Origin of the sequence: Pedobacter sp. Leaf170 (assembly GCF_920984665.1) — a bacterium.
Taxonomy (GTDB): Bacteria; Bacteroidota; Bacteroidia; order Sphingobacteriales; family Sphingobacteriaceae; genus Pedobacter.
Window position 1 is genome coordinate 653329 of sequence record NZ_CAKLBP010000002.1, and the last position, 25460, is coordinate 678788.

At 35.8% G+C, this 25460-nt stretch carries 26 protein-coding genes; 11 read left to right on the forward strand and 15 right to left on the reverse strand.

The window, feature by feature from the left end; all coding sequences use genetic code 11:
* Position 1 precedes the first annotated feature (1 nt).
* The 3 genes from LUA90_RS07865 to LUA90_RS07875 are packed head-to-tail and all read left to right on the forward strand — an operon-like array spanning position 2 to position 3145.
* Positions 2-892, forward strand: a complete 891-nt coding sequence (locus LUA90_RS07865; protein WP_370635309.1) for a hypothetical protein — start codon at positions 2-4, stop codon at positions 890-892.
* The gene (locus LUA90_RS07870; protein ID WP_231490691.1) at positions 870-2006 is read left to right on the forward strand and encodes a glycosyltransferase; all 1137 of its coding nucleotides are present in this window, start codon (positions 870-872) and stop codon (positions 2004-2006) included. The genes LUA90_RS07865 and LUA90_RS07870 overlap by 23 nt, the downstream gene beginning before the upstream one ends.
* Positions 2006-3145, forward strand: coding sequence for an ABC transporter permease (locus LUA90_RS07875; protein ID WP_231459040.1), 1140 nt, complete (start codon positions 2006-2008; stop codon positions 3143-3145). The genes LUA90_RS07870 and LUA90_RS07875 overlap by 1 nt, the downstream gene beginning before the upstream one ends.
* On the opposite strand, the gene LUA90_RS07880 is transcribed toward LUA90_RS07875, so the two are convergent.
* Complete coding sequence (locus LUA90_RS07880; RefSeq protein ID WP_231459041.1) at positions 3135-3485, reverse strand: TfoX/Sxy family protein; 351 nt, start codon at positions 3483-3485, stop codon at positions 3135-3137. The two genes, LUA90_RS07875 and LUA90_RS07880, sit on opposite strands and share 11 nt — an antisense overlap.
* 76 nt (positions 3486-3561) lie before the next feature.
* On the opposite strand from LUA90_RS07880, the gene LUA90_RS07885 reads away from it, so the two are divergent.
* Positions 3562-4170, forward strand: coding sequence for a ribonuclease HII (locus LUA90_RS07885; RefSeq protein WP_231459042.1), 609 nt, complete (start codon positions 3562-3564; stop codon positions 4168-4170).
* A 21-nt stretch (positions 4171-4191) separates the two neighbouring features.
* Entirely contained in the window at positions 4192-5394 is a 1203-nt protein-coding gene (locus LUA90_RS07890) for a glycosyltransferase family 4 protein (protein WP_231459043.1), read from the forward strand.
* A 13-nt stretch (positions 5395-5407) separates the two neighbouring features.
* Here the strand turns inward: LUA90_RS07890 and LUA90_RS07895 are convergent, their stop codons facing one another.
* Together LUA90_RS07895 and LUA90_RS07900 are read right to left on the reverse strand one after the other, a co-directional pair.
* Positions 5408-5869 carry an SRPBCC family protein gene (locus tag LUA90_RS07895; protein WP_231490692.1) on the reverse strand — a complete coding sequence of 154 codons (462 nt, stop codon included), beginning with the start codon at positions 5867-5869 and terminating at the stop codon, positions 5408-5410.
* Between the two features lie 3 nt (positions 5870-5872).
* Positions 5873-6061, reverse strand: a complete 189-nt coding sequence (locus LUA90_RS07900; protein ID WP_231490693.1) for a hypothetical protein — start codon at positions 6059-6061, stop codon at positions 5873-5875.
* Between the two features lie 522 nt (positions 6062-6583).
* Here LUA90_RS07900 and gcvT point away from each other — a divergent pair.
* Together gcvT and LUA90_RS07910 are read left to right on the forward strand one after the other, a co-directional pair.
* Positions 6584-7663 carry a glycine cleavage system aminomethyltransferase GcvT gene (gene gcvT, locus LUA90_RS07905; protein ID WP_231459046.1) on the forward strand — a complete coding sequence of 360 codons (1080 nt, stop codon included), beginning with the start codon at positions 6584-6586 and terminating at the stop codon, positions 7661-7663.
* 241 nt (positions 7664-7904) lie between these two features.
* Positions 7905-8618 (forward strand): 2-phosphosulfolactate phosphatase, encoded by a 714-nt coding sequence (locus LUA90_RS07910; RefSeq protein ID WP_231459047.1) that lies wholly within the window; start codon positions 7905-7907, stop codon positions 8616-8618.
* Between the two features lie 125 nt (positions 8619-8743).
* Here the strand turns inward: LUA90_RS07910 and LUA90_RS07915 are convergent, their stop codons facing one another.
* Both LUA90_RS07915 and gldB read right to left on the reverse strand, forming a co-directional pair.
* A complete protein-coding gene (locus tag LUA90_RS07915; RefSeq protein ID WP_231459048.1) occupies positions 8744-9553 on the reverse strand; it encodes a patatin-like phospholipase family protein in 810 nt (269 codons plus the stop codon).
* A gap of 71 nt (positions 9554-9624) precedes the next feature.
* Positions 9625-10656: a gliding motility lipoprotein GldB gene (gldB, locus tag LUA90_RS07920; RefSeq protein ID WP_231459049.1), complete on the reverse strand. Its 1032-nt coding sequence runs from the start codon at positions 10654-10656 to the stop codon at positions 9625-9627.
* 119 nt (positions 10657-10775) lie between these two features.
* On the opposite strand from gldB, the gene LUA90_RS07925 reads away from it, so the two are divergent.
* Together LUA90_RS07925 and LUA90_RS07930 are read left to right on the forward strand one after the other, a co-directional pair.
* Positions 10776-12416, forward strand: coding sequence for an NAD+ synthase (locus LUA90_RS07925; protein ID WP_231459050.1), 1641 nt, complete (start codon positions 10776-10778; stop codon positions 12414-12416).
* A gap of 78 nt (positions 12417-12494) precedes the next feature.
* A complete protein-coding gene (locus tag LUA90_RS07930; RefSeq protein ID WP_231459051.1) occupies positions 12495-13184 on the forward strand; it encodes a response regulator transcription factor in 690 nt (229 codons plus the stop codon).
* A 50-nt stretch (positions 13185-13234) separates the two neighbouring features.
* On the opposite strand, the gene LUA90_RS07935 is transcribed toward LUA90_RS07930, so the two are convergent.
* The 6 genes from LUA90_RS07935 to rsmI all read right to left on the reverse strand — a co-directional run bounded on the left by LUA90_RS07935 (position 13235) and on the right by rsmI (position 17850).
* Positions 13235-13651 carry an OsmC family protein gene (locus LUA90_RS07935; RefSeq protein WP_231459052.1) on the reverse strand — a complete coding sequence of 139 codons (417 nt, stop codon included), beginning with the start codon at positions 13649-13651 and terminating at the stop codon, positions 13235-13237.
* A 109-nt stretch (positions 13652-13760) separates the two neighbouring features.
* Complete coding sequence (lspA, locus tag LUA90_RS07940; RefSeq protein ID WP_231459053.1) at positions 13761-14282, reverse strand: signal peptidase II; 522 nt, start codon at positions 14280-14282, stop codon at positions 13761-13763.
* Between the two features lie 9 nt (positions 14283-14291).
* Positions 14292-14774 (reverse strand): DinB family protein, encoded by a 483-nt coding sequence (locus LUA90_RS07945; protein ID WP_231459054.1) that lies wholly within the window; start codon positions 14772-14774, stop codon positions 14292-14294.
* Complete coding sequence (gene lnt / locus LUA90_RS07950) at positions 14759-16369, reverse strand: apolipoprotein N-acyltransferase (RefSeq protein ID WP_231459055.1); 1611 nt, start codon at positions 16367-16369, stop codon at positions 14759-14761. The genes LUA90_RS07945 and lnt overlap by 16 nt, the downstream gene beginning before the upstream one ends.
* A 96-nt stretch (positions 16370-16465) precedes the next feature.
* Positions 16466-17116: a PH domain-containing protein gene (locus LUA90_RS07955; protein ID WP_231459056.1), complete on the reverse strand. Its 651-nt coding sequence runs from the start codon at positions 17114-17116 to the stop codon at positions 16466-16468.
* Positions 17117-17139: 23 nt separating this feature from the next.
* On the reverse strand, positions 17140-17850 hold the full coding sequence (gene rsmI / locus LUA90_RS07960; protein WP_231459057.1) for a 16S rRNA (cytidine(1402)-2'-O)-methyltransferase: 711 nt from the start codon (positions 17848-17850) through the stop codon (positions 17140-17142).
* 117 nt (positions 17851-17967) lie between these two features.
* Here rsmI and serS point away from each other — a divergent pair, with 117 nt between their 5' ends.
* The gene (gene serS, locus LUA90_RS07965; RefSeq protein ID WP_231459058.1) at positions 17968-19239 is read left to right on the forward strand and encodes a serine--tRNA ligase; all 1272 of its coding nucleotides are present in this window, start codon (positions 17968-17970) and stop codon (positions 19237-19239) included.
* Between the two features lie 126 nt (positions 19240-19365).
* Positions 19366-19725, forward strand: a complete 360-nt coding sequence (locus tag LUA90_RS07970) for a DUF2809 domain-containing protein (protein WP_231459059.1) — start codon at positions 19366-19368, stop codon at positions 19723-19725.
* Between the two features lie 243 nt (positions 19726-19968).
* Here the strand turns inward: LUA90_RS07970 and LUA90_RS07975 are convergent, their stop codons facing one another.
* From LUA90_RS07975 to ileS, 4 genes are all read right to left on the reverse strand, one after another.
* Complete coding sequence (locus LUA90_RS07975; RefSeq protein ID WP_231459060.1) at positions 19969-20487, reverse strand: DUF4269 domain-containing protein; 519 nt, start codon at positions 20485-20487, stop codon at positions 19969-19971.
* Positions 20488-20852: 365 nt separating this feature from the next.
* On the reverse strand, positions 20853-21455 hold the full coding sequence (locus tag LUA90_RS07980) for a lipoprotein signal peptidase (protein ID WP_231459061.1): 603 nt from the start codon (positions 21453-21455) through the stop codon (positions 20853-20855).
* Entirely contained in the window at positions 21455-21838 is a 384-nt protein-coding gene (locus LUA90_RS07985; RefSeq protein ID WP_231459062.1) for a TraR/DksA C4-type zinc finger protein, read from the reverse strand. The genes LUA90_RS07980 and LUA90_RS07985 overlap by 1 nt, the downstream gene beginning before the upstream one ends.
* 31 nt (positions 21839-21869) lie before the next feature.
* Complete coding sequence (ileS, locus tag LUA90_RS07990) at positions 21870-25322, reverse strand: isoleucine--tRNA ligase (RefSeq protein WP_231459063.1); 3453 nt, start codon at positions 25320-25322, stop codon at positions 21870-21872.
* Between the last annotated feature and the right edge of the window lie 138 nt (positions 25323-25460).

The window sequence follows — 25460 nt, forward strand, 5'->3', positions numbered from 1 at the left end:
TGTGGCTAATGAAAACCTACATAATTTCCGTCAGCTTTTGAGTAATATTCCACAGATGCAAATTACGCTTGTAATTGGCTTTGTATTTCTACTCATGTTTGTGAATTGGTTTCTCGAATCGGCCAAATGGAAATATTTAATGCAAAGAATTGAGCGCATTAGCTTTTACAGAGCTGTAGAATCAGTTTTCTGTGGATTAACGCTGGCAATCTTTACCCCAAATAGACTAGGTGAATATGGCGGCAGGGTTTTCTTTTTATCGCCAAAGCGCAGAATAGTAGGGGTGGTTGCTATGGCGGTAGGAAACATTGGGCAATTGGTTTTAACGAATGTTTTTGGTGCCATTGCCCTAAGTGCCTTTATCTATCGGTTTATGAATTTAGATTACCGATTGTTTTTTGCTATTGAAGTAGTTGTCGTGGTTTTTTGTCTGTTCTTTTTGGTTTTCTATTTCAACATCAGGTGGTTAAACGGAATACTTCTATCATTTGAAATCACCAGAAAATATAAGAAGTTTTACAGCATTTTGGGTCGCTACAAAAAAGGAGAGCTTTTCAAAATTTTAATGTTTTGCCTTGCCCGCTACTTTGTGTTTAGCTCTCAATACTTTATCCTTTTTACGTGGTTGATTCCCGGACTACAATATCTGGATATTATAATGATGATTTGCATTCTGTTTTTCGTTCAATCAACCTTACCATCTTTAGATTTGTTCGATGTTGGAATCAGGAGCGTAACTGCTTCTTATTTTTTCAGCTTCATAACCAAGCAAGATGTGGCAGTTATTGCATGTACAGCTAGTATTTGGCTTATAAATATTATTATTCCTGCTATATTAGGCACATATTTCGTTTTTAAACTCAATTTTTTTGGAAATCCTAAATCTGATTAGTCTATTTTCTGCCTTATTAACGCTCGTTTATGCTCTTCTGGTAATCAGTTTTATTAGAGGATGGCATAAATTGGTCTATTTTAAATCAGGTAACACAATATTAAATACCAAAGTTTCGATAATTGTAGCTGCCCGTGATGAGGAAGATAATATCGGTAAAACCATTACTGATTTAACCGCTCAGAATTATCCAAAACATCTAACAGAAATTATTATTATCGACGACCATTCTACTGATAAAACGGCAGAAATTGTTTTAAGTTATGCAGATAAAAATGTTAAACTAATTAAGTTAAACGAAGATAAAGCGCTCAATTCTTATAAGAAAAAGGCAATACAAACCGCAATAGGTACCTGCTCTGGAGATTTAATTATTACAACGGATGCTGATTGCCGCATGGGAGAGAAATGGTTATCAACCATTGTGGCATTGTACGAGGAAAAAGATTACAAAATGATTTCATCCCCGGTAGGATATTTTCAAGAAAAAAGTTTGTTTGAGCAATTACAGTCTCTAGAATTTTTATATCTGATAGGTTTAGGCGCATCTACCATTGGCAATAAAAAACCATCTACTTGCAATGGGGCAAACCTGGCTTATGAAAAAGCAACTTTTTATGAGGTTGGTGGCTTTACCGGAATCGATGATTTAGCCTCAGGCGATGATGAACTATTACTCCATAAAATTGCAGCCAAATACCCTGATAACATAGGTTTTTTAAAAAATCGAGATGCCATTGTTTATACTCATGCCAAAGAAAATTTAAATTCATTTATTCAGCAGCGCAAACGTTGGGCATCAAAAAGTACGCGATATAAAAACAAAGGCATAATAATTTTAGGCGTTTTTGTATGGATTTTCAACCTAAGCATTCTTGCAAATTTTACAGCGGGTTTATTCCTTCCGGGATTTTTAACCATCACATTTTATCAGTTGTTAGTTAAGATTATTTTAGAAGGTTTATTTTTATGGGATGTAACCAGCTTTAGCAAAAGACGAAGTTTATTGGTTTTTGTGCCATTTTTAAGCATTTTGCACATTCTATACATCATATTTATTGGTGTAGCAGGCAATAGCGGAAAATATAACTGGAAAGGAAGAATGGTTAAATAATGGATAATAGCCCATCAAAAAAAGTTTGGATAAAATTTAGAAGGAACAAGCTAGCACTTAGCGGGCTTATTTTTATTTTATTATTGATAGTGATGGGTATTTTAGGCTATTTAATTATGCCTGATAATTCTCCAAACGCGAATAATCAAATGGTACAGATTGCGAAGGAAAAGCCCGGAGCAAGATTTACTTTTATGATTATTGAGCGCTATGCGAATGTTGAAAAGGTAGGTTTTTTCGAAAAGATGCTAAACGGTCAGAAACCTAATTTCAAAAGCATTCCAATTACAGGTTATAGAATTGCTGGAGATAATGTTTTCGCAACAGAATTTATCGGCGAAGAAAAAGCACCAGAAACCAAATATAATTTAAAAGATTTGTGCCCAAATTGCACATTACCATCAAAATTGGGTTCTCCAGAAATGCTTTTTTCTCAAAAAAATATTTACCAAAAAACTTTCCTTCTCGGAACTGATATTTATGGTCGTGATTTATTGAGCCGCCTGATTCTAGGGATTCGGGTTTCATTGTCAGTAGGCTTAATAGCGGTTTTAATTTCACTTTTTATCGGTGTAAGTTTAGGCGCTATTGCTGGTTATTTTGGCGGTAAAACCGATGCTGCAATAAGCTGGTTTATGAATGTCGTTTGGTCGCTACCCTCGCTTTTATTAGTTATCGCCATTTCATTTGCTTTAGGAAAAGGTTTTTGGCAAATTTTTATCGCAGTGGGTTTGTCTACCTGGGTAGATGTAGCCCGGTTGGTTCGCGGACAAGTAATGGCGCTTAAAGAGGTAGAATTTGTAGAAGCGGCCAGAGCTTTAGGATTTAGCACAGCCAGAACCATTGCAAGGCATATTTTACCTAACATCGCCGGACCAATTTTAGTTGTGGCCTCTGCAAATTTTGCCTCTGCAATTTTGTTAGAAACGGGTTTAAGTTTTTTAGGATTTGGCGCACAACCACCTATGCCAAGCTGGGGCAGTATGATTAAAGAACATTATGGCTATATTATTATGGATGCGGCATATTTAGCTGTTCTGCCTGGTTTAGCCATTATGTTAACGGTTTATGCTTTTAACGTTTTGGCAATTGGCTTACGTGATGCTTTTGATGTGAAAGCACAAAACGTTAGCGTTTAACTTTCTTTTTCGAAGCTTTTGCTAGAGGATTGAAATCTAACGCTAATTTTATCCAAAAATCCAATTCATCATTGCGGTTCAACACATCTTCAGAAACCAATACAAATCCATTCATTACTTTGTTTCCCATTGTCATTTGTTCCCAGCCATCTTTATTACTTAGGTTTCCCAAATCATCCGGATTTAGTCGAAGCATTAAATTTCTTTTAGAAACACCTATGCACATTTTTGCATCAACCATAAAAATCAAGCTGCTAAACATTTCCTTTTCTTCAACATCAGGCAAATGCATTAATCTTTCGGCAATTCTAAAGGCTAATGTTTCATTATATTTCATCATAATTAATGTTTAAAACTAATTTAATCAATCCTTATCCGTTAGGCAAAAATTAAGCGTTATTCTTTAAATTTGCGCTATGTTGTTAAATTGTTATCAGGAAGAATTTTTAGAAGCAGGCTGCGATGAAGCGGGGAGAGGTTGCTTGGCAGGTCCTGTTTTTGCAGCAGCCGTAATCTTGCCTAAAGGTTTTGTGCTGGATGGTTTAAATGATTCTAAACAATTAACGCATGAACAACGTGATTTGCTTCGTCCAATTATCGAAAAAGAGGCTTTAGCCTGGGCAGTTGCCTCCTGCGATCATGAAGAAATTGATAAGATTAACATCTTAAATGCCTCTTTTTTGGCAATGCACAGAGCTGTAGAAAAACTGCATACACAACCAGGTTATCTGGTTATCGATGGTAATCGTTTTAAAGCTTACCCTCAAATTCCGCATAGTTGTATTATTAAAGGTGATGGAAAATATTTAAATATTGCTGCTGCATCGATTTTAGCTAAAACCCATCGCGACGAATTTATGACCAATCTCCATTCAAATTATCCGCAATATAATTGGGGAAAAAACAAAGGTTATCCAACTATTGCACACAGGAGAGCGGTATTAGAAATCGGTCTTTCGCCATTTCATCGTAAAACATTTAATGTTCGTGCTCCGCAGTTGGAATTGTTTTCAAAAAACGCCTAATTTTCGTATTTTCACAACGCTGTGAAAATTTTACTCATAACTAAAAGAGTTCCGTTCCCGCCAAATAGCGGCTATCCAATTGTGGTTTATAACACCATGAAAGGTTTGCTACAACTTGGTGCAGATATTACTTTGTTCAGTTTAAACCCGGCAAATTCCAGAATAGATATTGAAGAAATTACCGACCCTGTTTTCGAGAAAATTAAATGCCATAGCTGTGATTTAGATACCCAGGTAAATGTTTGGTCTGCATTTTTCAATATTTTCACTAACGAATCTTATAACGTTTCCAGATATTTTGATGAAGAGGCTGCCAGAACTCTGGAAAATATACTCCGCGAAAATGTTTTTGATGTTATCCAATTCGAAGGTCTTTTTGTAGTTCCATACCTTGATATCGTTAAGGCTAACAGTAACGCAAAGCTGATTTACAGAGCACACAATATTGAGTTTACCATGTGGGAACGCCGTTCTCATTCAGAAAGTTTCTTAGTTCGCAGGAAATATTTGGCATTTTTGGCGCAACGTTTAAAAGCCTACGAAACCGAGCAGATTAATCGTTTCCATCATATTTTTGCCATTAGCGAACCTGATAGGCAAAGCATTTTAATGTTTGGTTGTGAAATCCCGATGTCGGTTTTCCCTGTTGCGATAGATTTGGAAAACTATAAAATCGATAGCAGTAAAACCAGTTTCCCAACGCTTTTTCATTTAGGTGCAATGGATTGGCGACCAAACCAGGAAGGTTTAGAATGGTTTTTAGATGATATTTGGCCAGATATCGAGAAACTGAACAAAGACCTTCGTTTTTATATTGCCGGAAAAAATATGCAAAAGCATTTTTTTGAATACGACTCTGATAATCTGATTGTAGAAGGCGAAGTTTTTGATGCCGTAGAATTTATGAATTCGAAGGCCATTATGATTGTGCCACTCATTTCAGGTACAGGCATGCGGGTAAAAATTATTGAAGGTATGGCAATGAAGAAATGCATTATTGCAACACCAACAGCTGCCGAAGGTATAAATTGCCGTCATGGACACGATATTTTAATCGCCAATTCTGCCGATGAATTTTACCGCTCCATTTTGCAATGCATTATAAATCCTAAAAGATGGCTGGAGATTGGCGAAAACGCCAGAAAGACGGTAGAAAACGAACACGGGGTGCATTTGGTTGCCGGAAACATGCTTAAAGTTTACCAAGAACTTATTCTGAACTGAAAGCCACAGTAATTTAAGCAGTCACGTTTTTCAGTTCATTTTCCAGCTTATCAAAATTTTCTTCATTCTTATCTGTAACATAAGGCTTTAATTTATTGCACTCTGCAACCGAATCAAATAGCATTTTGAAAACAATTTTTGTCTTGCCTTTTTCTAATTCTTCAAAGGTGAATAATACTTGAAAAAGTGGCTTAGAGTGGCGCTTCCAGGCAATTAATGATGGCTTTTCAATTTTAATAAATTCGCACTCATTGGCATAATTTCCTTTGTCTGGCCCATGCATCACGAAATTCCATTTACCACCTACTCTAAAATCGAATTCGTTAAAAGTATTCGTAAAACCAGCTGGTCCCCACCAGTTTTTTAAATGATTTGGCTTAGAAAATGCCTCAAAAACCTGTTCAATTGTTGCATTAACAATTCGGCTGCTCACTATCTCGCTATCTGGCGTGGTTATAATTATTGCTGTGCTCATTTTTTACAAATTTTTCCTCAATTTCAGTTCCTCTTTAATAGCCTTTAATTTGCCAAAATTTATAATAAAAATAGGGATTATTGCAATTGGTATCACAGATTGCGCACTTAAACCCTTCTTAAAGGCCATAAAAATATTTATTATAATCAGCACTAACAGTGCCCCTCCTAACATTGCAGTAATGCCTTTCATTGATTTTTCGGTTTTAATCAATTCTTCGGTGCTCATTTCGCTGTATTTCTTTGCCATCATTTTACTTGGTTTATATTTGAAGTTAAATATTTTTTTGAAGCGCAATTTTCTGTACACTTTGGTTACGAAAGTCCCGCTATTGCTGCAAGTCCGCTCCCGATAGAAAAAATCGGGATGCGTGCTTTCCGCTCTATCGGGGCTATTGTACAGGTTAAACTTCACTATTTAAGGTTCTAGAAAAGCTAAAGGATTAAATGTTTTTATGTTGGATTCGAAAACCACGCATGGCCACTAATGTCTATAAGTTAATTTGAACTATCATTCCTCATTCGTCAATGCGAAGCAAGAAGTAATCTACCATCGATATTAATAGGATTGCTTCGTGCCTTGCATTGACGATATTTTCTACAGCTTCTTTAAAATACTGATATAGATTTCCAAAATCATACAAAATTTCTGATAAAATTTAACCGAAAACATTGCCTTTTTCTTAGTAGTTTTGCCGCCAACTATTTATTAAGCATGAAAAATACAGCTTTAACAGAAAAACACATCGCATTAGGCGCTAAAATGGTTCCATTTGCAGGCTATAATATGCCCGTAACTTACGAAGGTATAAACGCAGAACATGCAACCGTTCGTAATGGAGTTGGTGTTTTTGATGTTAGTCACATGGGCGAATTCATTTTAAAAGGCGAAAATGCTTTGGATTTAATTCAACGTGTTACCAGTAACGATGCATCTAAACTTTATGATGGTAAAGTACAATATTCTTGTTTGCCGAATAAAGATGGAGGTATTGTGGATGACCTTTTGGTTTATCGCCTGGATGAAAAAACATATATGCTTGTTGTAAATGCATCGAACATAGAAAAAGACTGGAACTGGATAAACCAGTTTAATGATAAAGCTGTTGAAATGCACAACATTTCTGATAAAACTTCTTTATTGGCTATTCAAGGTCCGAAGGCAGCTGATGCTTTGCAAAGTTTAACAGAGGTTGATTTGGCCTCAATGGAATATTATACTTTCGTTAAAGGTACTTTTGCAGGCGTAGAAAATGTTTTAATTTCTGCAACTGGTTACACCGGTGCTGGTGGCTTTGAAATTTATTTTAATAATGAGGATGCAGATAAAATCTGGGATGCAATTTTTGAAGCGGGTGCGGCATATAACATTAAACCAATCGGTTTAGGTGCTCGTGATACGTTACGCTTAGAAATGGGTTTCTGCTTATACGGAAACGACATTGATGATTCAACTTCGCCACTTGAAGCTGGTTTAGGCTGGATTACTAAATTCTCTAAAACATTTACAAATGCTGAGGCTTTACAAGCTCAAAAAGAAGCTGGTATTCAGAAGAAATTAGTTGGTTTTGAAATGATTGATAGAGGAATTCCTCGCCATGATTATGAAATTGCTGATGCAGAAGGCAACATCATTGGTAAAGTTACTTCTGGTACACAAGCGCCCTCGTTACAAAAGGCAATTGGTATGGGTTACGTTGCTAAAGATTTCGCTAAAGAAGGTTCAGAGATTTTTATTAATATCCGCAATACACCAATTAAAGCCAAAGTTGTTAAGTTCCCGTTTTATAAATAAATTAGTTGTAGGTTTTAAGTTGTAAGTTATACGTTCTGGGCTTACAACTTAAAACGTATAATTTTCACTTTGTAAATAAATTAGTTGTAGGTTTTAAGTTGTAAGTTATACGTTTTGGGCTTACAACTTAGAACGTATAATTTTCACTTTGTAAATAAATTAGTTGTAGGTTTTAAGTTGTAAGTTATACGTTTTGGGCTTACAACTTAAAACGTATAACCTAAAACCTATAACATTCACCGTGTCGAAAAAAATTGAAGTTTGTTTAACGCCTGCCCTGATTGATTTATATGATATTGAACAGAGTATTGTTGTAGTTATTGATATTTTGAGGGCTACATCTTCTATAACTTATGGGATAGAAAATGGGGCAATAGCCATTATCCCGGTTGCTAATGTAGAAGATTGCTTAACGTTTGCAGATAAAGGTTATCTATTGGCCGCAGAACGTAACGGCGAGGTGGTTGAAGGCTACGATTTCGGCAATTCGCCATTTTCTTATACAACAGAAAAAGTTGCCGGTAAAACCATTGTGCTTACCACAACAAACGGTACTAAAGCGCTTCATTTGGCAAATAAGCGAGCGCATCAGGTTGTAATTGGGTCTTTTTTAAATCTCGATTCACTTTGTGAATATCTGGCAAAGCAAGATAAAAATGTATTGCTTTTATGTGCAGGCTGGAAAGACCAGTTTAATTTAGAAGATACTTTATTTGCCGGAGCAGTAGTAAATAAACTGCGTAAAAACTTCGAACATTTTGATGATTCGAGCGTAGCCGCTGAAGATTTGTATATTTTAGCAAAGGATGATTTAAGAAAGTATCTGCATAAATCGTCTCACAGCAATCGTTTAGCACAGCTGAATATAGAAGAAGATGTTGTATTCTGTTTGCAGCTAAATGTTTGTACAGCAATTCCGGTTTTGGATGGAGAGCGCTTGGTTAAGTTGAGATAGACTATTCTATTTAAGGAACTTGATGGTTCTCCAATTTATTTTGTAGGTTAATGGAAAAAAATCTATTTAGTTACAAAGATTTCTCGGCTTTGCTCGAAATGACGGATAAGATCGGGCTTCATATATCACTTCGTAATCAATTCTCTAATCGCTGGTGTGTTTTTAATAACATTTAAGGCTTCTTCGTGCGCCAACCAATAAATATCTTCAGCACGTTTCATATCGAAGGTGCTAATGGCGCCTAAGCCTTTTGGTTCGATAACTACATTGCAGAATTTCGCTTTACGCTCCATATCATGGTTTATAGACATTAATCCGGCACGACCTAGCAAATTTGTTATACCCGTAATTTTATCTACTGCTTTTAGATGATTGCAGGATGAACCGATGATAAAATCACAATCGTTCATTAATGGTTCAACAGGAAAATTATTTAAAATTCCGCCATCAACATACATCTGGCCATCAATCATAATCGGTTTAAAAATACCTGGAATGCAACTTGATGCATGAATAGCCCGAATTAAAGGTCCTTTAGTAAAATAAACCAATCTGCCTTCGCTAAAGTTTACAGCCGCAATTGTTAATGGAATTTTAAGTTTCTCAATAGAATCTTTAGGGAAATATTCTTTTAATATTAAGGATGTATTTTCGATATTAATTAATCCCAATGAACCAACAGCCGGACGAACAAAACGCCATAATTTTGTTTTCAGAAATATATTCAGTCCTTCTTCAGGATCTATTCCTGCTGCAAAAAATGAACCTGCTATTGCACCTGCGCTTGTACCGCTAATTTGACTAAAAGTTATGCCTAGATTACTAAATGCCTTTAAAATACCCAAATGTGCAATTCCTCTGATTCCGCCGCCTGATAGTACAATTCCAACTTTTTTTGGTTTTATTATCGCTTCTTTAATAGGTTGATTTGTCATTGGCTCGGTACTAATTATCTTATATGTTAGACTTTGGTATTGTTGAATTATTACATCAATTTTATTGCAGATTATTTCCGTTTGGGTTTATATTTTGATTGATTCAATATTTTTTGTGCATCATTTTCTGCCATAAGCTGTTGCAAAGTAACATCAGGATGGGTTTCCATATATTTTTTTACAATTTGCCATCCTGTAAATACGCCCAATTTTGGTGCCGAATCTCGGTTTTCACCCAATCCGGGAGTAAACGGGCCTTCAGAAAGAAAAACCTGTATTTTTTGGTAATCGGTTTCATACAAGAAATTGTTTTCCAAAAAGTATGCCCATATATCTGTTTCAAAATTCTGTGCCCAACCGAGTTGGTTGTTTGTGTAACCAATTTTTATAGAATCTGGAATATTTTCAGGTAAAACCTGGTCTAAGAAATATAAAATTTTCCCCTGAAAAATCATTTTCGATAAGAGCGTCCGGTTCTCATCAGGTTCGTGAAAAAGTTCTTCATGTGCATAGGTTTCTGCAACCCGCGGTATAATGTATTCACGAGCAAATCTCTTCGATAAGTAAAGTGGAACACTTTTAACTATGGCCGTGTAAAATTTACTGTCTTTTCCTAAAAACATATCCAAGCCTATGCCTAAATAATTATCGCCGACTGGCATTTGATAAGCAAAGCCAGATACAAAAGATATAATTTTAGGAATTTTTGCTTTCGGATAATAGTATTTGATGTACTTAAAGGTTTCGGTTAAGCCTTCTTCCTGAGCCTTTAAATTTGGATATACACTATCAACTTCTTTTGTTAAATCTGTGTAAGCTTTATCGGCATATAAATTTGCTAAAGATTCGGTGTTGCTGTATCTACTATCCAGAATTTTATGAAGAAAATCATCATAAAAAACACCATATTTTGTATTTAGCTTTTTATCAGTTTCATTAACATCATTTGTTTTTCCAGAATATAGTTCTTTCTCAAAACGCTCAATCTTAATATCAAGTTTTATATTGCTAACATCTGGCCGTTTGCTTTGCCTACAGGAAATAAATACTAAGGCAAAAAGAAAAATTAGATAAATTTGCTGGTGTTTTATATTATACTTCATTATAAACAAATATAAAACACATAAGGTATGAAAAGAATAATGACCGTTTTAATTTTTCTCGATCATTAACCGTTACCTTGTACTAAACTTTGACATATTCTTTTAATTTTTTACAGTACATGAAGATAGCTCTAGCTCAACTTAATTATCACATTGGTAATTTTGAAGCCAACACACAAAAAATAATCAGCAGTATTCAAACTGCAAAAGGTAAAGGTGCCGATTTGGTGGTTTTTGCTGAGCTTGCCATCTGTGGTTATCCGCCACGCGATTTTTTAGAATTTGATGAATTTATCTCGCTCTGCGAAAAATCTGCCCTGCAAATTGCTGAACATTGTACAGATATAGCCTGTATTATCGGTTTACCCATAAAAAATGATGTTTTGCAAGGGAAAGATTTATTTAATGCTGCCTTTTTTATTGAAGATGGAAAGGTAAAGGCGGTAACTAAAAAGGCATTGCTGCCAACCTATGATGTTTTTGATGAGTATCGTTATTTTGAGCCGGCAACAAAATTTCAGTGTATAGCATTTAAAGGGAAAAAAATAGCCTTAACCATTTGCGAAGATTTATGGAACATAAATGATAACCCATTGTATGTTTCAAATCCGATGGATGAGTTGATAAAAGAGCAGCCTGATGTTATGATTAATATTGCGGCCTCGCCTTTTTCTTACACGCATGATGATGAACGCATAAAAGTATTATCAGATAATGCAAAAAAATATAATTTGCCGGTTTTTTACGTAAACCAGGTTGGTGCGCAAACAGAGATTATTTTTGATGGTGGCTCTTTAGTTTTTGATGCTGAAGGCGCTACCAAAGCAGAAATGAAATATTTTGAAGAGGATTTGCAGGTTTTTGATTTAAATGAAATTGAAAATGTTAAAAATAAATATCCGGCAGCGCCGCGATTAACAGATATTGAGCAAATACACGATGCTTTGGTTTTAGGTATTAGAGATTATTTTCAAAAATCAGGTTTTAGTAAAGCTGTTTTAGGTTTATCAGGCGGTATTGATTCTGCTGTGGTTTGTGCTTTAGCTTGCAGTGCACTTGGAGCAGAAAATGTAATGGCCGTTTTAATGCCGTCTAAATTTTCTTCCGATCATTCTGTTCAGGATGCGCTTGATTTGGTGGAGAACATTGGTTGCATGCACGAAATTATTCCAATAAAAGAAGCTGCCGAAGCTTTTGATAATATGCTGGCGCCAGCTTTTAAAGGTTTGCCTTTCAACTTAACCGAAGAAAATATCCAGGCTCGTATTCGCGGAATTATTAATATGGCAATGAGTAATAAATTCGGCTACATTCTACTTAATACATCAAATAAAAGCGAATGTGCCGTGGGCTATGGAACATTGTATGGCGATATGTGTGGTGCAATAGGTGTAATTGGCGATGTTTACAAAACACAGGTTTTTCAGCTTGCCAGATACATCAATACAGAAAAGGAAATTATTCCGGTAAATACCATAGTAAAACCACCATCGGCAGAATTAAGGCCAGGCCAAAAAGATTCAGATTCGTTGCCTGATTACGACTTGCTGGACAAAATCTTACACCAGCACATCGAATTAAAGCAAGGTTCAAAAGCAATAATTGCGCAAGGATATGATGAAGCTTTAGTGGCAAGGATTTTAAAAATGGTTAACATTGCCGAATTTAAACGTTACCAAACGCCACCAATTTTGAGGGTTTCTCCAAAAGCTTTTGGAATGGGCAGGCGGATGCCGATTGTAGGAAAATATTTGAGTTAGTTTAAAAATATTCGGGAGGGCTTGGGCTATCTGTCTAATTTTAAGTAATTTGCATGTATAATCCCAACCTCTCTATTAATGTTAAGCTACTACAAACCTATCCTTACCAGCGAAATGCGGCGTTTGATAACCCAGCATTCCTTATCTTTTGAACATTTGCCCGGTGTTGTCATTGTACATGAAACTCAAAACTGGGAAGTTGCTTATATGAATAAGCGAGGTTTGGATCAACTTAAATTGAGTTTAGAGGATGTTTGCGAATTAAGCAATACCGAATACTATCATAGGTATTTTAATCCGGAGGATGCAAGGGATTATGTGCCGAAAATCATTGCTTTTATGGAATCAAATCGCCATGAAGATACCTTAAGTTATTACCAACAATTAAGGTTTCCGGATACTGATGGCTGGCGTTGGCATTTATCGAGTACTAAAATATTTATGAAAGATGATGCCGGATTACCACTCTTATCATTAACCATATCTATACCAATTGATGCGATGCATCACATGGCTGCAAAAGCTGATAGATTATTAGATGAAAATAATTTCCTCAGAAACAACTACGGAAGTTTCTCTAAATTGAGCAAGCGTGAAAAAACGATTTTAAAAGAAATGGCTTTGGGCAAAAGTTCTAACGAAATTGCCAATGAATTACACATATCGCCAACAACTGTAGATACGCACCGAAGAAATATCCGCGATAAACTGAATACCAAATCCTCTTTTGAAATTTCAAAATATGCCAGAGCCTTCGATTTGATTTAAAAGAAAAAGCGCTTGTATTTCTGCAAGCGCTTTTTTAAAATGATTGTCTTCTATACTAAAGTTGCATCAACCTTAATTGTAGTGTTTAATAATTTAGAAATCGGGCAGTTTTTTTCTGCATCTGCAACCAATTCGTCAAATTTTTCTTGAGTGATATCTGGTATTGAAGCTGTTAATGTTAAATGCGATTCAACAATTTCACCTTTTGATGGATCTAAATTGATTTCACATTTCGTTTCTAATTTATCTGCAGTGAAACCAGCTTCGCCTAAGTTTGCAGAAAGTTTCATGGTAAAACATCCAGCATGTGCCGCTGCAATTAATTCTTCAGGGTTTGTACCAACACCTTCGGCAAAACGCGAATTGAAAGAGTATTGTGTATTGCTTAAAGTTGTGCTTTGCGTAGTAATATTACCAGCGCCTTCTTTAATAGAACCTTGCCAAACGGCTGTAGCATTTCTTTTCATCTTTTTTAATTTTGAGTTGATTTTAGATTGTTAACAGATAAAGATAATTATATGTTTGCTGATAAAATGCAAGTACAGATTAAGAAATTTGTTTCAAGCTATACGAGAATTAATTTGAATCGGGTTGATTGCTTGTAAATGTCTTCCAATTCGCCATTAGCGACTGAATTAGCAAAATTCCAACGCCAATCATAATAGAAATATCGGCAAAATTGAAAACGCCTGTTTCAAAAATTTTAAAATCGAGGTGCATAAAATCAGTTACCGAACCGTATTTAATTCTATCGTATAAATTTCCAATACCACCACCAATTAAAAAGCATAATGCAATTTGAAAACTTGTTGGGAGCTTTGGCTTGCTGTAAAGATAAAACATTCCGTAACCTAAAAATAAAAGCGGCAATCCGGTCAAAATTATTAACCTAAAAATATAGGGCATTTGGTCGCCCAGACTTAAAAAGGCGCCACTATTTTCTACTTTAGTTAGTGTAAAAGTATCTTTGATAATGCTAATATGTTCGTATTCGCTGATGTTATTTCTGGCAATGTTTTTCGAAATTTGATCGCAACCAATATTTAGAAGCAGTAAAATTGTTAAAAGCACTAAACGAACCGTTTGCTTTGATTTCATAATTTTTTATTAACGGATAATATCTGCATCTACAGGTGTGTAGCCTAAATGTCGGCTTAGCGACATGATTTGCCCTTTGTGATGAAACTCGTGTGTAATGGTATGTGTAAATAACCTTAATGGTGATATCTTAAGTATATCGCCATTTCTTTGGATTTCAATTTCAGTCTCGTAACTGCCTTCAAATTTGTGAAGGAAAGTATTTATGTAGCTATCAATCTCTTCAAAATAAGTAATGCAATCAGCGATATCTTTATAATATGAAAAAGGCTTGAACTCTTGCTGGATGTTTAATGCTCTTAAACCAATCCACGCGGCATAAGTATCGCAAATGTGTACTAAAAGGTTGCGAATAGAGCCACGACCGAAGCTGCTATTTTCAGTTAAAAAATCTTCAATGCTCATGGTTTTTATATATTCAATTATGGTATTTCTTGAATATAAAACGTAAGCGTATTGCGAAGTAAGCGTATTTTTTATTTCTTCACCCATTTTCTGTATGGAATAATCATGGCTAAAATAATAGCTGCAACACAAAGTAATTTGGCAATCACATCACCACTTTTTACGTAAAAAGTAATTTCATCATTCAAATTAATTTCTGCCTTTATTGCAGTTCTAGTCCACCATTTTGTACTCTTTAAAATATCTCCTCTTTGATTAATGAAACATGAAATTCCGGTATTGGCCGAACGTGCCACATCTCTACGGGTTTCAATAGCCCTCAATCTGGCATACATTTCATGTTGAGATTTTCCTGAAGTATTTCCCCACCAGCCATCGTTGGTAATAATTGCGATGAACTGTGCACCATCTTTTACCTGTTTGCCAATCCAATCGCCCCAAAGGCTCTCATAGCAAACAACAGGCGCCGCACCTATACCGCTTTGCGCATACAATACGCTAGGTTCTTCCTGCCATCCCCAACCACTTACTGCGCCACCAAGTTGAGCAAAAACGCCATCTAAAAACGAAAATATTTTAGGAAAAGGCATTTTTTCGACCCCAGGCACTAATTTGGATTTATGATAAAATTGAACGTTAGCAGAATTTTCTACCTGCATGGCCGAGTTGAAATTATCGTAAAACATTCCATCCCTGGGTTTTGCAGAAAGTGTTTTTTTATGAGGGTACCATTTAATTGATTCAATACCAGTAATGAGCGTTCCGTTTTTATACTTACTTAAAAAATTTTGAAGATTTTGTAAGGTTTGAGAATTGTGAATTCGGTCTTCATCATCGTAAGTTGGCAAGGCTGTTTCAGGCCAGATAAAATATTCGGTATTGCTTTGCCCCAACGAATCAGATAAATGCGTTAAAATTTGAAGTTGTTCATTAGCAGAAATACTTTCAAATTTTTGATAAGGATCTATATTAGGCTGTACAACAACAACATTGCTTGGCGTTCCTTTTTGCTCTGCATTGTAATATTTGGTTAACGAAATCCCGATAGGAATGATAACAATTACTGCCCAAATTGCTGCAGTTCTGTATTTTAAATATCCGATTTGCGATTTTAGTTTTTTATAAGCTTCAAAAGCTACGATGTTGCTTAACAAAATCCATAAAGAACCACCATAAATACCTGTGCTATCGTACCATTGTGCCAGTTGATGCATGCCTGCTAAGCCATTACCTAAGGTCATCCAAGGGAAAGCTAAATCCCAGGTTTGCTGTAAATATTCTAAAGCAATGTAAAAAGAAATTAGGCCCAAATAGGCTATTTTCTTACTTGTATATTTAGATAACCTGTAAAAGAGCCAAAAGGCAAATGTCATTAATAAAGCACCTAAACCATAGGGTATAAGCGAAATCGGAATGGCGATAATTTTTCCATTATATGCACTTATAGCATTATAAACCCAATAGATTGATGCCGAATTCCAGATTAAAAACGTTAAACCCGCCGTTAAAAAAATAGCTCTTCCGCGTTTTTTAATTTCTCTTTTGGAGATATCTTCCAGTGCAATAAGTAGCGGAACTAAGGCAATTAACAATAAAGGTGTTGTAAATGGCATTGGTGGCCATGCAAGCCATAGTAGAAATGCGCTTAATAATGCTAATAGATAGGTTTGTTTTTTGCTCATAATTTAGCCTGATTAGGCGAGATGTCATCCTGAGCTTGTCGAAGGATTGTAATGCGTTTCGACAAGCTCAACGTGACAGTACTGGGAAATCTATTTCTACAAGCTATCTAAAATAGCTGCTTTTTTGGCTTCGTACTCTTCTTGAGTTATCAAATGTTTATCATACAAAGTTTTAAGCTTACGTAGTTTTAATGTTGTTTCGTCTTCCGGTTCTTCTACAACTTCTGCAATTTGAATAGGCTCAGGCTCAGCAATTATTTTTTCTACAGGAGCAATATCGGCAAAAGCCTGCGGTGCTGTACTAGCAGTTGTTGCCATAGCACGATTTTCCTCTAACTTTTGCTGATGTAACAACTCTTTATAGGCCTCTAATTGCTGATTTGCGGCCTGATGTAATTTCCGGGCTTGTACTTTCGGAATAAACTCAGTAACAATGTTTTCTCCATGCTGTGGCACACAAATAAATTTAGAGCCGAAAAACTCCTCTTTAAAAGAAACTTCTTTAACACTTTTCCATGAAATGTCTTTGAAATTCATTGTCAAACCTAAATTACCTGGCTCACAATAAAAAATTCTTTTGTTTGATACTGCAATGCTATCTGGCAACAAGTTTACAGCCGGCTTTTTTTGAACAGCCAGGTATAATATTTCCTCGCCTGCTGTTAAAAGATCGTTTAGTTTACCGATAACCTTTTCTACAGCTTTCGGGTCTTGTTCGTCACTTAAGAATCTATCTATGCTTATCATTTTTTAAATATTAATTTGAGCCGTTAATCAGCTTCATTGTATTTATTTTTACTTTTCGATGCAGGTTTTCCTGCAATGCAAATTACAAATTCTCCTTTTAAAACATTGTTTTCAAAATGTGATTTTATCTCCACTAAAGTTCCTCTAACCGTTTCTTCGAACATTTTTGTTAATTCTCTACTTACAGATGCTTGCCTATCCTCACCAAGGTATTGTGCAAATTCTTCTAAAGTTTTTAATAAACGGTGCGGACTTTCATAAAGTATAATCGTTCTTTCTTCTTCTGCTAGTTTTTTAAATTTCGTTTGTCTGCCTTTTTTTACTGGTAAAAATCCTTCAAAACAAAAAGCATCAGCAGGTAAGCCAGAATTTACCAAAGCAGGTACAAATGCAGTAGCGCCAGGTAAACATTCAACTGCAATATTATTTTTTATCGCTTCGCGGACAAGAAAAAAACCCGGATCGGAAATGGCAGGTGTTCCGGCATCAGAAATTAAAGCAATCTTTTGCCCTTCCTGTAAAAATTTTATAATCTCAGATGTTGCCTTATGTTCGTTATGTTGATGGTGAGAGAAAACCTTTTTATCAATGCCAAAATGCTTAAGCATTGGTGCGCTGGTTCGGGTATCTTCAGCAAGAATTAAATCGCATTCTTTTAATATTCGAATTGCCCTAAAAGTCATGTCTTCGAGGTTGCCAATTGGTGTGGGTACGAGAAATAGTTTGCCGTCCATATTTTTTGTATGCTCGTCATTGCGAGGAGGAACGACGAAGCAATCTTTTTGGAGAGAGATTGCCGCACTACGTTCGCAATGACGACTTAATTATTATCTTTGCTAAAAAATTAAATAATGCTGCAAGTTAACTATATCCGCGAAAATAGAGAGAAAGTTTTAGAACGTTTGAGTAAGCGTAACTTTAAACAACCAGAGTTGGTTGATGAAATCATCAAAATTGATGAAGACCGTCGTTCTACTCAAACTTCGCTTGATAGCCTTTCTGCTGAAGCAAATGCAGCTGCCAAACAAATTGGGGATTTAATGCGTGCCGGCAAAAAGGAAGAAGCCGAAGCCATTAAAGCACAAACAGCATCGCACAAAGAAAATATTAAAATGCTTACCGAAAAATTAAATGAGCTCGAAACCGCTCAATTTAATTTATTGGTATTGCTGCCAAATTTACCTCACGATTTAGTGCCTAAAGGTTCTACCGCTGAAGAGAATGAAGTGGTTTTGGTACATGGAGCTCCAGCTCAGTTACCTGAAAATGCAAAACCGCACTGGGAATTGGCAGCAAAATATGATATAATCGATTTTGAACTCGGCGTTAAAATTACTGGCGCAGGTTTTCCGGTTTATAAAGGAAAAGGGGCGAGGTTACAACGTGCTTTGATTAATTTCTTTTTAGATGAAGCAATTGCTGCGGGCTATAAAGAAGTGCAGGTACCACATTTGGTAAATGCGGCATCTGGTTTCGGAACTGGTCAGTTGCCAGATAAAGAAGGACAAATGTACCATTCAACTGTTGATGATTTATACTTAATTCCCACAGCGGAAGTTCCGGTTACAAACTTGTACCGCGATGTTATTATAAAGGAAGAAGATTTACCAATTAAAAATACAGCATACACGCCATGTTTCCGTAGAGAGGCGGGTTCTTATGGTTCTCATGTTCGTGGTTTAAACCGTTTGCATCAATTTGATAAAGTAGAATTGGTTCAGGTAACTCACCCGGATAAATCTTACGAAACACTGGAAGATATGAGTACTTACGTACAAAGCTTATTGCAAAAATTAGGCTTGCACTATCGCGTTTTACGCTTATGTGGTGGCGACATGGGTTTCGGTTCTGCAATGACATATGATATGGAAACCTGGAGCGCATCGCAAGAGCGTTGGTTAGAAGTTTCTTCAGTATCAAATGTTGAAACTTTCCAAAGTAACCGTTCAAAAATTCGTTTTAAGGGTAAGGAAGGGAAAACGCAATTGGCGCATACCTTAAATGGAAGTGCATTAGCGTTGCCACGTATTGTTGCTTCAATTTTAGAAAACTATCAAACAGAAAACGGCATCAAAATTCCTGAAGCTTTGGTGAAATATATGGGTTTCGATATAATTGATTAAGAACTTTTGTCGATTCTCTTCAATTGAGAGGCACGAAGTAATCTAAGCTTAGAGATTGCTTCGTGCCTCGCAATGATAAACGCCAATCTTTCTTTCCACCTCGCTCGAACCGATGCTATTTTAACAATGAAATTAACCTTCAGCCTAAAATTTCTATTTATTTTTCTGGCGATTTTTATTGTAGAAGTTTTAATAGCAAAATATTTGGATGATGCTTTTATCCGTCCGTTTGGTGGTGATGTTTTGGTTGTGGTTTTGATGTATGCTTTCTTTAGAATTTTCCTGAAAACGAATTATAAAAATCTGGCTTTAGGTGTCTTGATTTTTTCTTTTGTTATTGAGTTTTTACAGGCAACTCATTATGTAAATTGGTTAGGTTTGCAGGATAGTAATTTTTGGACAATTGTTTTGGGCACTCACTTTTCAGTTTACGATTTACTGGCTTATTTTATTGGTTATATAATTTGTTTGTTGTTTAAAGATTGATTTATGGATTTGGTCGTCATTTCGACCTTAGCGGAGAAATCTTTGGAAATGCATCTATTTACAAAGATTTCTCCATTTCGCTACGCTCCAGTCGAAATGACGACTAATAGGATATTCGATTCAATTAGGAACTAGGTTAAGAGGTATTATGCTTTAGCCACCACGTCATTGCGAGGAACGAGGCAATCTATTTTGAAGCTGAGATTGCTTCGTGCCTCGCAATGACGACCGCCTTTGTGTAACTTATGTTTCCAACTTCAAAAGTTGTTCATAAGCGTTTCCTTGTAAATTCAACAACTTTGCAAATGCTGGTTCGGTTTTATAACCTTGCTTTCTTAAGGCGATAATTTGCTGCCTAAAATCTTCGCCTTTTTCTAAAAGCAATTTATGTTCAACTAACATGTGGCGATAAGCATTTTGCTGTTGTGTTGGAATGTTTTGTCCGAAAATTTCAAGTTCAAAATCGTCGATAAAAAAGTTAGCTTTTATTGAATTGAAAGTAGCGTTTTCTGAAATGATAAAGCCTTGTTCATGCTGAAATAACATTACGAGGTGATTTTTGAATTCTTCTTTATCAATGAAACAGCAAATAATATCTAAATCACTTTTTTCAATGTCGATATTAATGGGGATGGTACCAACCAGAATGGGAGCGAAGCGATTAAGCTTTTCTAAAATATTGTTTTTGGATAGAATTAGATAAGCTTTCTTTTGCCTTTCGTTTCCGGCGTTTAAGTAAGTTATATCAAGAAAATTTATCATTTTGTTTGACGCCATGCATCTGTAGTTCTTAGCAGTACCCAAAGTTAATAAACCCGATAGTATGAATGCCAATGCGGCTCAATTCTTTCGTTATTTTTTAGTGGAAAGATGGTTAAAGTACAGGCTTCATTGGCAGTAAGGATAGCGGGAAGAAACATTGATTTTAGTAGCGGGATTGCTTTTCAAAAAACATACTTTAGCCCATTCTTCATTGCGAGGCACGAAGCAATCTCCTTTGGATTTGCTACAGTATTAAGACTAATTCGTGCCTTGCAATGACGGGAATAAAAAAAATCCCATTTCAATTAAGAAATGGGATTTATATAAATCGTTGTTGTTCTTCGACAAACTCAGAATTACAAGTCTCAATCTTCTACAATCTCACTATTGATGCTTACTTCATCTTTTACATCTTCTTTAAAATAATTTTTTTGGAAGATTAAAATAAGTATTACACCAATTGAGATGGCGGCATCTGCAAGGTTAAATACCGGGCGGAAGAATACAAATTCATCGCCACCCCAAATTGGAATCCAGCTTGGAAAGTGCCCTTGCGCTATTGGAAAGTACAGCATATCTACAACACGGCCGTGAAACAAACCTTCGTAGCCATAAATTTTGCCGTAAAATACCGAATCGATAATATTACCTAATGCGCCTGCAAAAATAAGGGCAACATTAATAATTAAACCGCGATGGTATTTATGTTTAATTAAATAATGCAAACCATAACCAATACCGGCAACTGCAACAATTCTAAATAAAGATAAAGCCAGTTTACCAAACTCCCCGCCAAATTCCATGCCGAAGGCCATACCATTGTTCTCGGTAAAATGGATAATAAACCATTTACCTATAATGTTAAACTCCTGCCCAAGGTACATGTGGGTTTTAATCCACGTTTTTAAAACCTGGTCGGCAAGTAAAACTAAAAAGATAACAATTAAAGGTTTTGTATAGCCTTTCATTAATTCTGCTTTAATTTAGCTTCCATGCTCAAAGTAGCGTGAGGAACCGCACGTAAACGTTCTTTTTGGATTAGTTTACCTGTTTCGCGACAAATGCCATAGGTTTTGTTTTCGATACGAACCAATGCATTTTCAAGGTTATCAATAAATTTTTTCTGGCGGGCAGCTAATTGATTGATTTGTTCTTTTTCCATTGTTGCAGAACCATCTTCTAAAGTTTTGTAAGCGCCAGATGTATCTTCTGTGCCATTAGCGTTTGGGTTGCTTAATGATGATGTTAATGCATTAAGTTCTTCTTTAGAACTGCGTAATTTATCTTGAATTAATTCTTTAAATTCCTGAAGTTCACTGTCTGAGTAGCGGGTTTTGTTACTGTTTTCCATGGTTTTAATTTAGTTTTCTAATATATGGATTTTATATTTTAGTTACTGAAATGCTTAACTCAACATCATCAATAACAATTTTGTTTGCATTTGTTACAGTATCCATTAATTCTAGTTCATCGGCTAAAATTTCTGCGCAAATGTATGCCTTGTTTTTAGCAACTGCATTAGTTACCAGATTATCATTTTGTAAAGAAACCTTAATTCTATCGGTTACCTCAAAGTTTAATTCTTTACGTAAATTTTGTATTCTGTTAACCAACTCACGCGAAATTCCTTCTTGTTTCAACTCTTCAGAAATGGTTACATCTAAAGCAACAGTTAAGCTGCCTAAATTAGTTACCTGCCATCCCGGAATGTCTTCTGCAATAATTTCTACATCAGTTAATTGCACATCATAGTTAATACTTTCGCCAAGTTCTGGATTGGTTGAAATGCTAATTTGTCCGTCTTTCTCTAAAGTAAAAATATTTTCCTGACTGAAATTGTTAATTGCATCGGCAACGGCTTTCATGCTTTTACCAACTTTTGCACCTAAAACTTTAAAATTTGGTTTTACTTTTTTCTTTACAATGCCATGCGTATCGGTAATAAATTCGATATGCTTGATGTTCGTTTCTGAAAGAATATAATCTGCTACTTTAGAGATTTTTTGTTCGAAATCGCCATTTAAAGATGGAATTAAGATTTTCGCTAAAGGTTGGCGAACGTTTATGCTTGATTTTTTACGTAATGATAAAACCATTGATGAAATATCCTGCGCATAAACCATACGTTCGTTTAAATCATTGTCGATTAAGCTAGTATCTGCATTTTGCCATAACGTTAAATGAACAGATTGAGCTGCAGTTTTATCGGTTACCGTTAAGTTTCTATATAACCAATCGGCAAAGAAAGGTGCAACCGGGCTCATCAGCTGTGCTAATTTTTCTAAACAAGTGTAAAGTGTTTCGTATGCAGCACATTTATCATCCGTCATTTCGCCTTTCCAAAAACGGCGGCGACTTAACCTGATATACCAGTTGCTTAAATGCTCATCAACAAAGGCTTGGATAGCACGGGTTGCTTTTGTAGGCTCGTAAGTATTATAACTTTCATCAACTTCGTTAATTAAGTTTTGCAATAACGATAAAATCCAACGGTCTAATTCCGTTCTATCTTCAACTTTACTTAAATTATTTTTGTCGATTTCGAACTTATCGATATTTGCATACAATGCAAAAAACGAGTAAGTGTTGTAAAGCGTTCCGAAAAATTTACGGCGAACTTCTGCAATTCCTTCAATATCAAATTTTAAGTTATCCCAAGGGTTTGCATTCGAAATCATGTACCAACGCGTAGCATCGGCACCATATTCATTAATGGTTTGAAATGGGTCTGCAGCATTGCCTAAACGTTTAGACATTTTCTGTCCGTTTTTATCCAATACCAAACCATTAGAAACTACATTTTTATAAGCCACTTTATCGAAAACTAAGGTAGAAATGGCATGCAAAGTATAAAACCAACCACGGGTTTGGTCAACACCTTCGGCAATAAAATCTGCAGGGAAATCCTGATTTTCATCAATGGTTTCTTTGTTTTCAAAAGGATAGTGCCATTGCGCATAAGGCATAGCGCCCGAATCGAACCAAACATCAATTAAATCACTTTCCCGACGCATTGGCTTGCCTGACGGAGAAACTAAAGTAATTCCATCAACTACGTTTTTATGTAAATCGATGAGGTTATAGTTCTCTTCAGACATGTTGCCAATTTCAAATCCTTTAAATGGATTTTCTTTTTGGAAACCTGCTGCGATAGATTTCTCAATAGCGTTATAAAGTTCTTCAACCGAACCGATTAAAACTTCTTCTTTTTTGTCTTCAGTTCTCCAGATCGGTAGCGGAATGCCCCAATATCTGGAGCGAGATAAATTCCAGTCGTTCGCATTTTTTAACCAGTTACCAAAACGACCTTCGCCGGTAGATTTCGGTTTCCAGTTAATGGTTTCATTCAAATCGAACATTCTGTCTTTAACGTCTGTTACTTTTATAAACCACGAATCTAAAGGATAATATAAAAGTGGCTCATCAGTTCTCCAACTATGCGGATAACTGTGAACATATTTCTCGACTTTAAAAGCTTTATTTTCTTCTTTTAATAAGATAGCAAGCTCAACATCAACTGATTTCTCTGGTGCTTCGCCCGCATTGTAATATTCGTTTTTAACATATTTGCCAGCAAAAGGACCAACATGTTTTGTAAATTTTCCTTGTAAATCTACCAATGGAACAAGAATGTCATTTTCATCCATTACCAACATTGGTGGTATTTCAGGAACGGCTTCTTTAGCAACTTTAGCATCATCTGCACCAAAAGTTGGGGCAGTATGAACAATACCGGTACCGTCTTCTGTGGTTACAAAATCTCCGGAAATTACTCTGAAAGCGTTTTCGGGGTTGTTATATGGTAAAGAATAAGTTAAAAGTTGTTCATATTTAATGCCTACCAATTCAGTTCCTTTGCATTCAGCAAGAATTTGGTAAGGAATTTTCTTGTCGCCGGCTTTAAAATTTGCAAAATCTTCAGCATCATTACTTTCGAAAAAAACTTTACTGAATTGCTTACCAACCAGGTTTTTTGCTAAAATTACATTGGTTGGTAAAAATGTGTATTGGTTAAAAGTTTTAACCAAAACGTAATCAATTTTCGGTCCGACAGTTAAAGCGGTATTTGATGGTAAAGTCCATGGCGTTGTAGTCCAGGCAAGGAAATAAGCCTCTTCCGACCCATCTTGTAGAGGATAAGAAGTATTAAAAGCCTTCAAGATGGAATTTTCACTTCCTTCAATTGCAGTTAGAGGGCTTTTAAACTGCGCAACAATTGTTGTGTCGGTAACATCACGATAAGCGCCAGGCTGGTTTACCTCATGAGAGCTTAAACCTGTTCCAGCTTTTGGCGAATAGGGTTGGATGGTGTAACCTTTGTAGATTAATCCTTTATCATAAATCTGTTTCAAAAGCCACCAAACCGATTCCATGTATTTCGATTTGTAGGTAATATATGGGTCGTCCATATCAACCCAATAGCCCATTTTTTCAGTTAAATCGTTCCACACATCGGTGTAACGCATTACTGTTTTTTTACAAGCTTCGTTATAATCTTCGATAGAAATTGTTCTACCGATGTCTTCTTTTGTAATGCCTAATTCTTTTTCTGTACCAAGCTCTACAGGCAAACCGTGGGTATCCCAGCCCGCTTTTCTTTTAACCTGAAAGCCTTTTATTGTTTTATAGCGGCAAAAAATATCTTTAATAGCACGAGCCATTACGTGGTGAATCCCCGGCATGCCATTTGCAGATGGTGGTCCTTCATAAAAAGTAAACGGATTGGATTTCGGGCGAGAAGAAATGCTTTGTTCAAATATGTTCTCTTCTTTCCAAAAATCCAGTATTTCTTGCCCTATTTTGGCAAGGTCTAATTGTTTAAATTCGCTATACATCAATCAAGTACCTCAAAAAATTAAGGTTGCAAAGTTAAAGTTTTTCGCTCAAATTTGGTAGTTTTGATGTAAATACTTTTAACGTGAAATTATTTAATATTGGTCTCTTACTCATGATTATTGCGGTAATTGCATTGC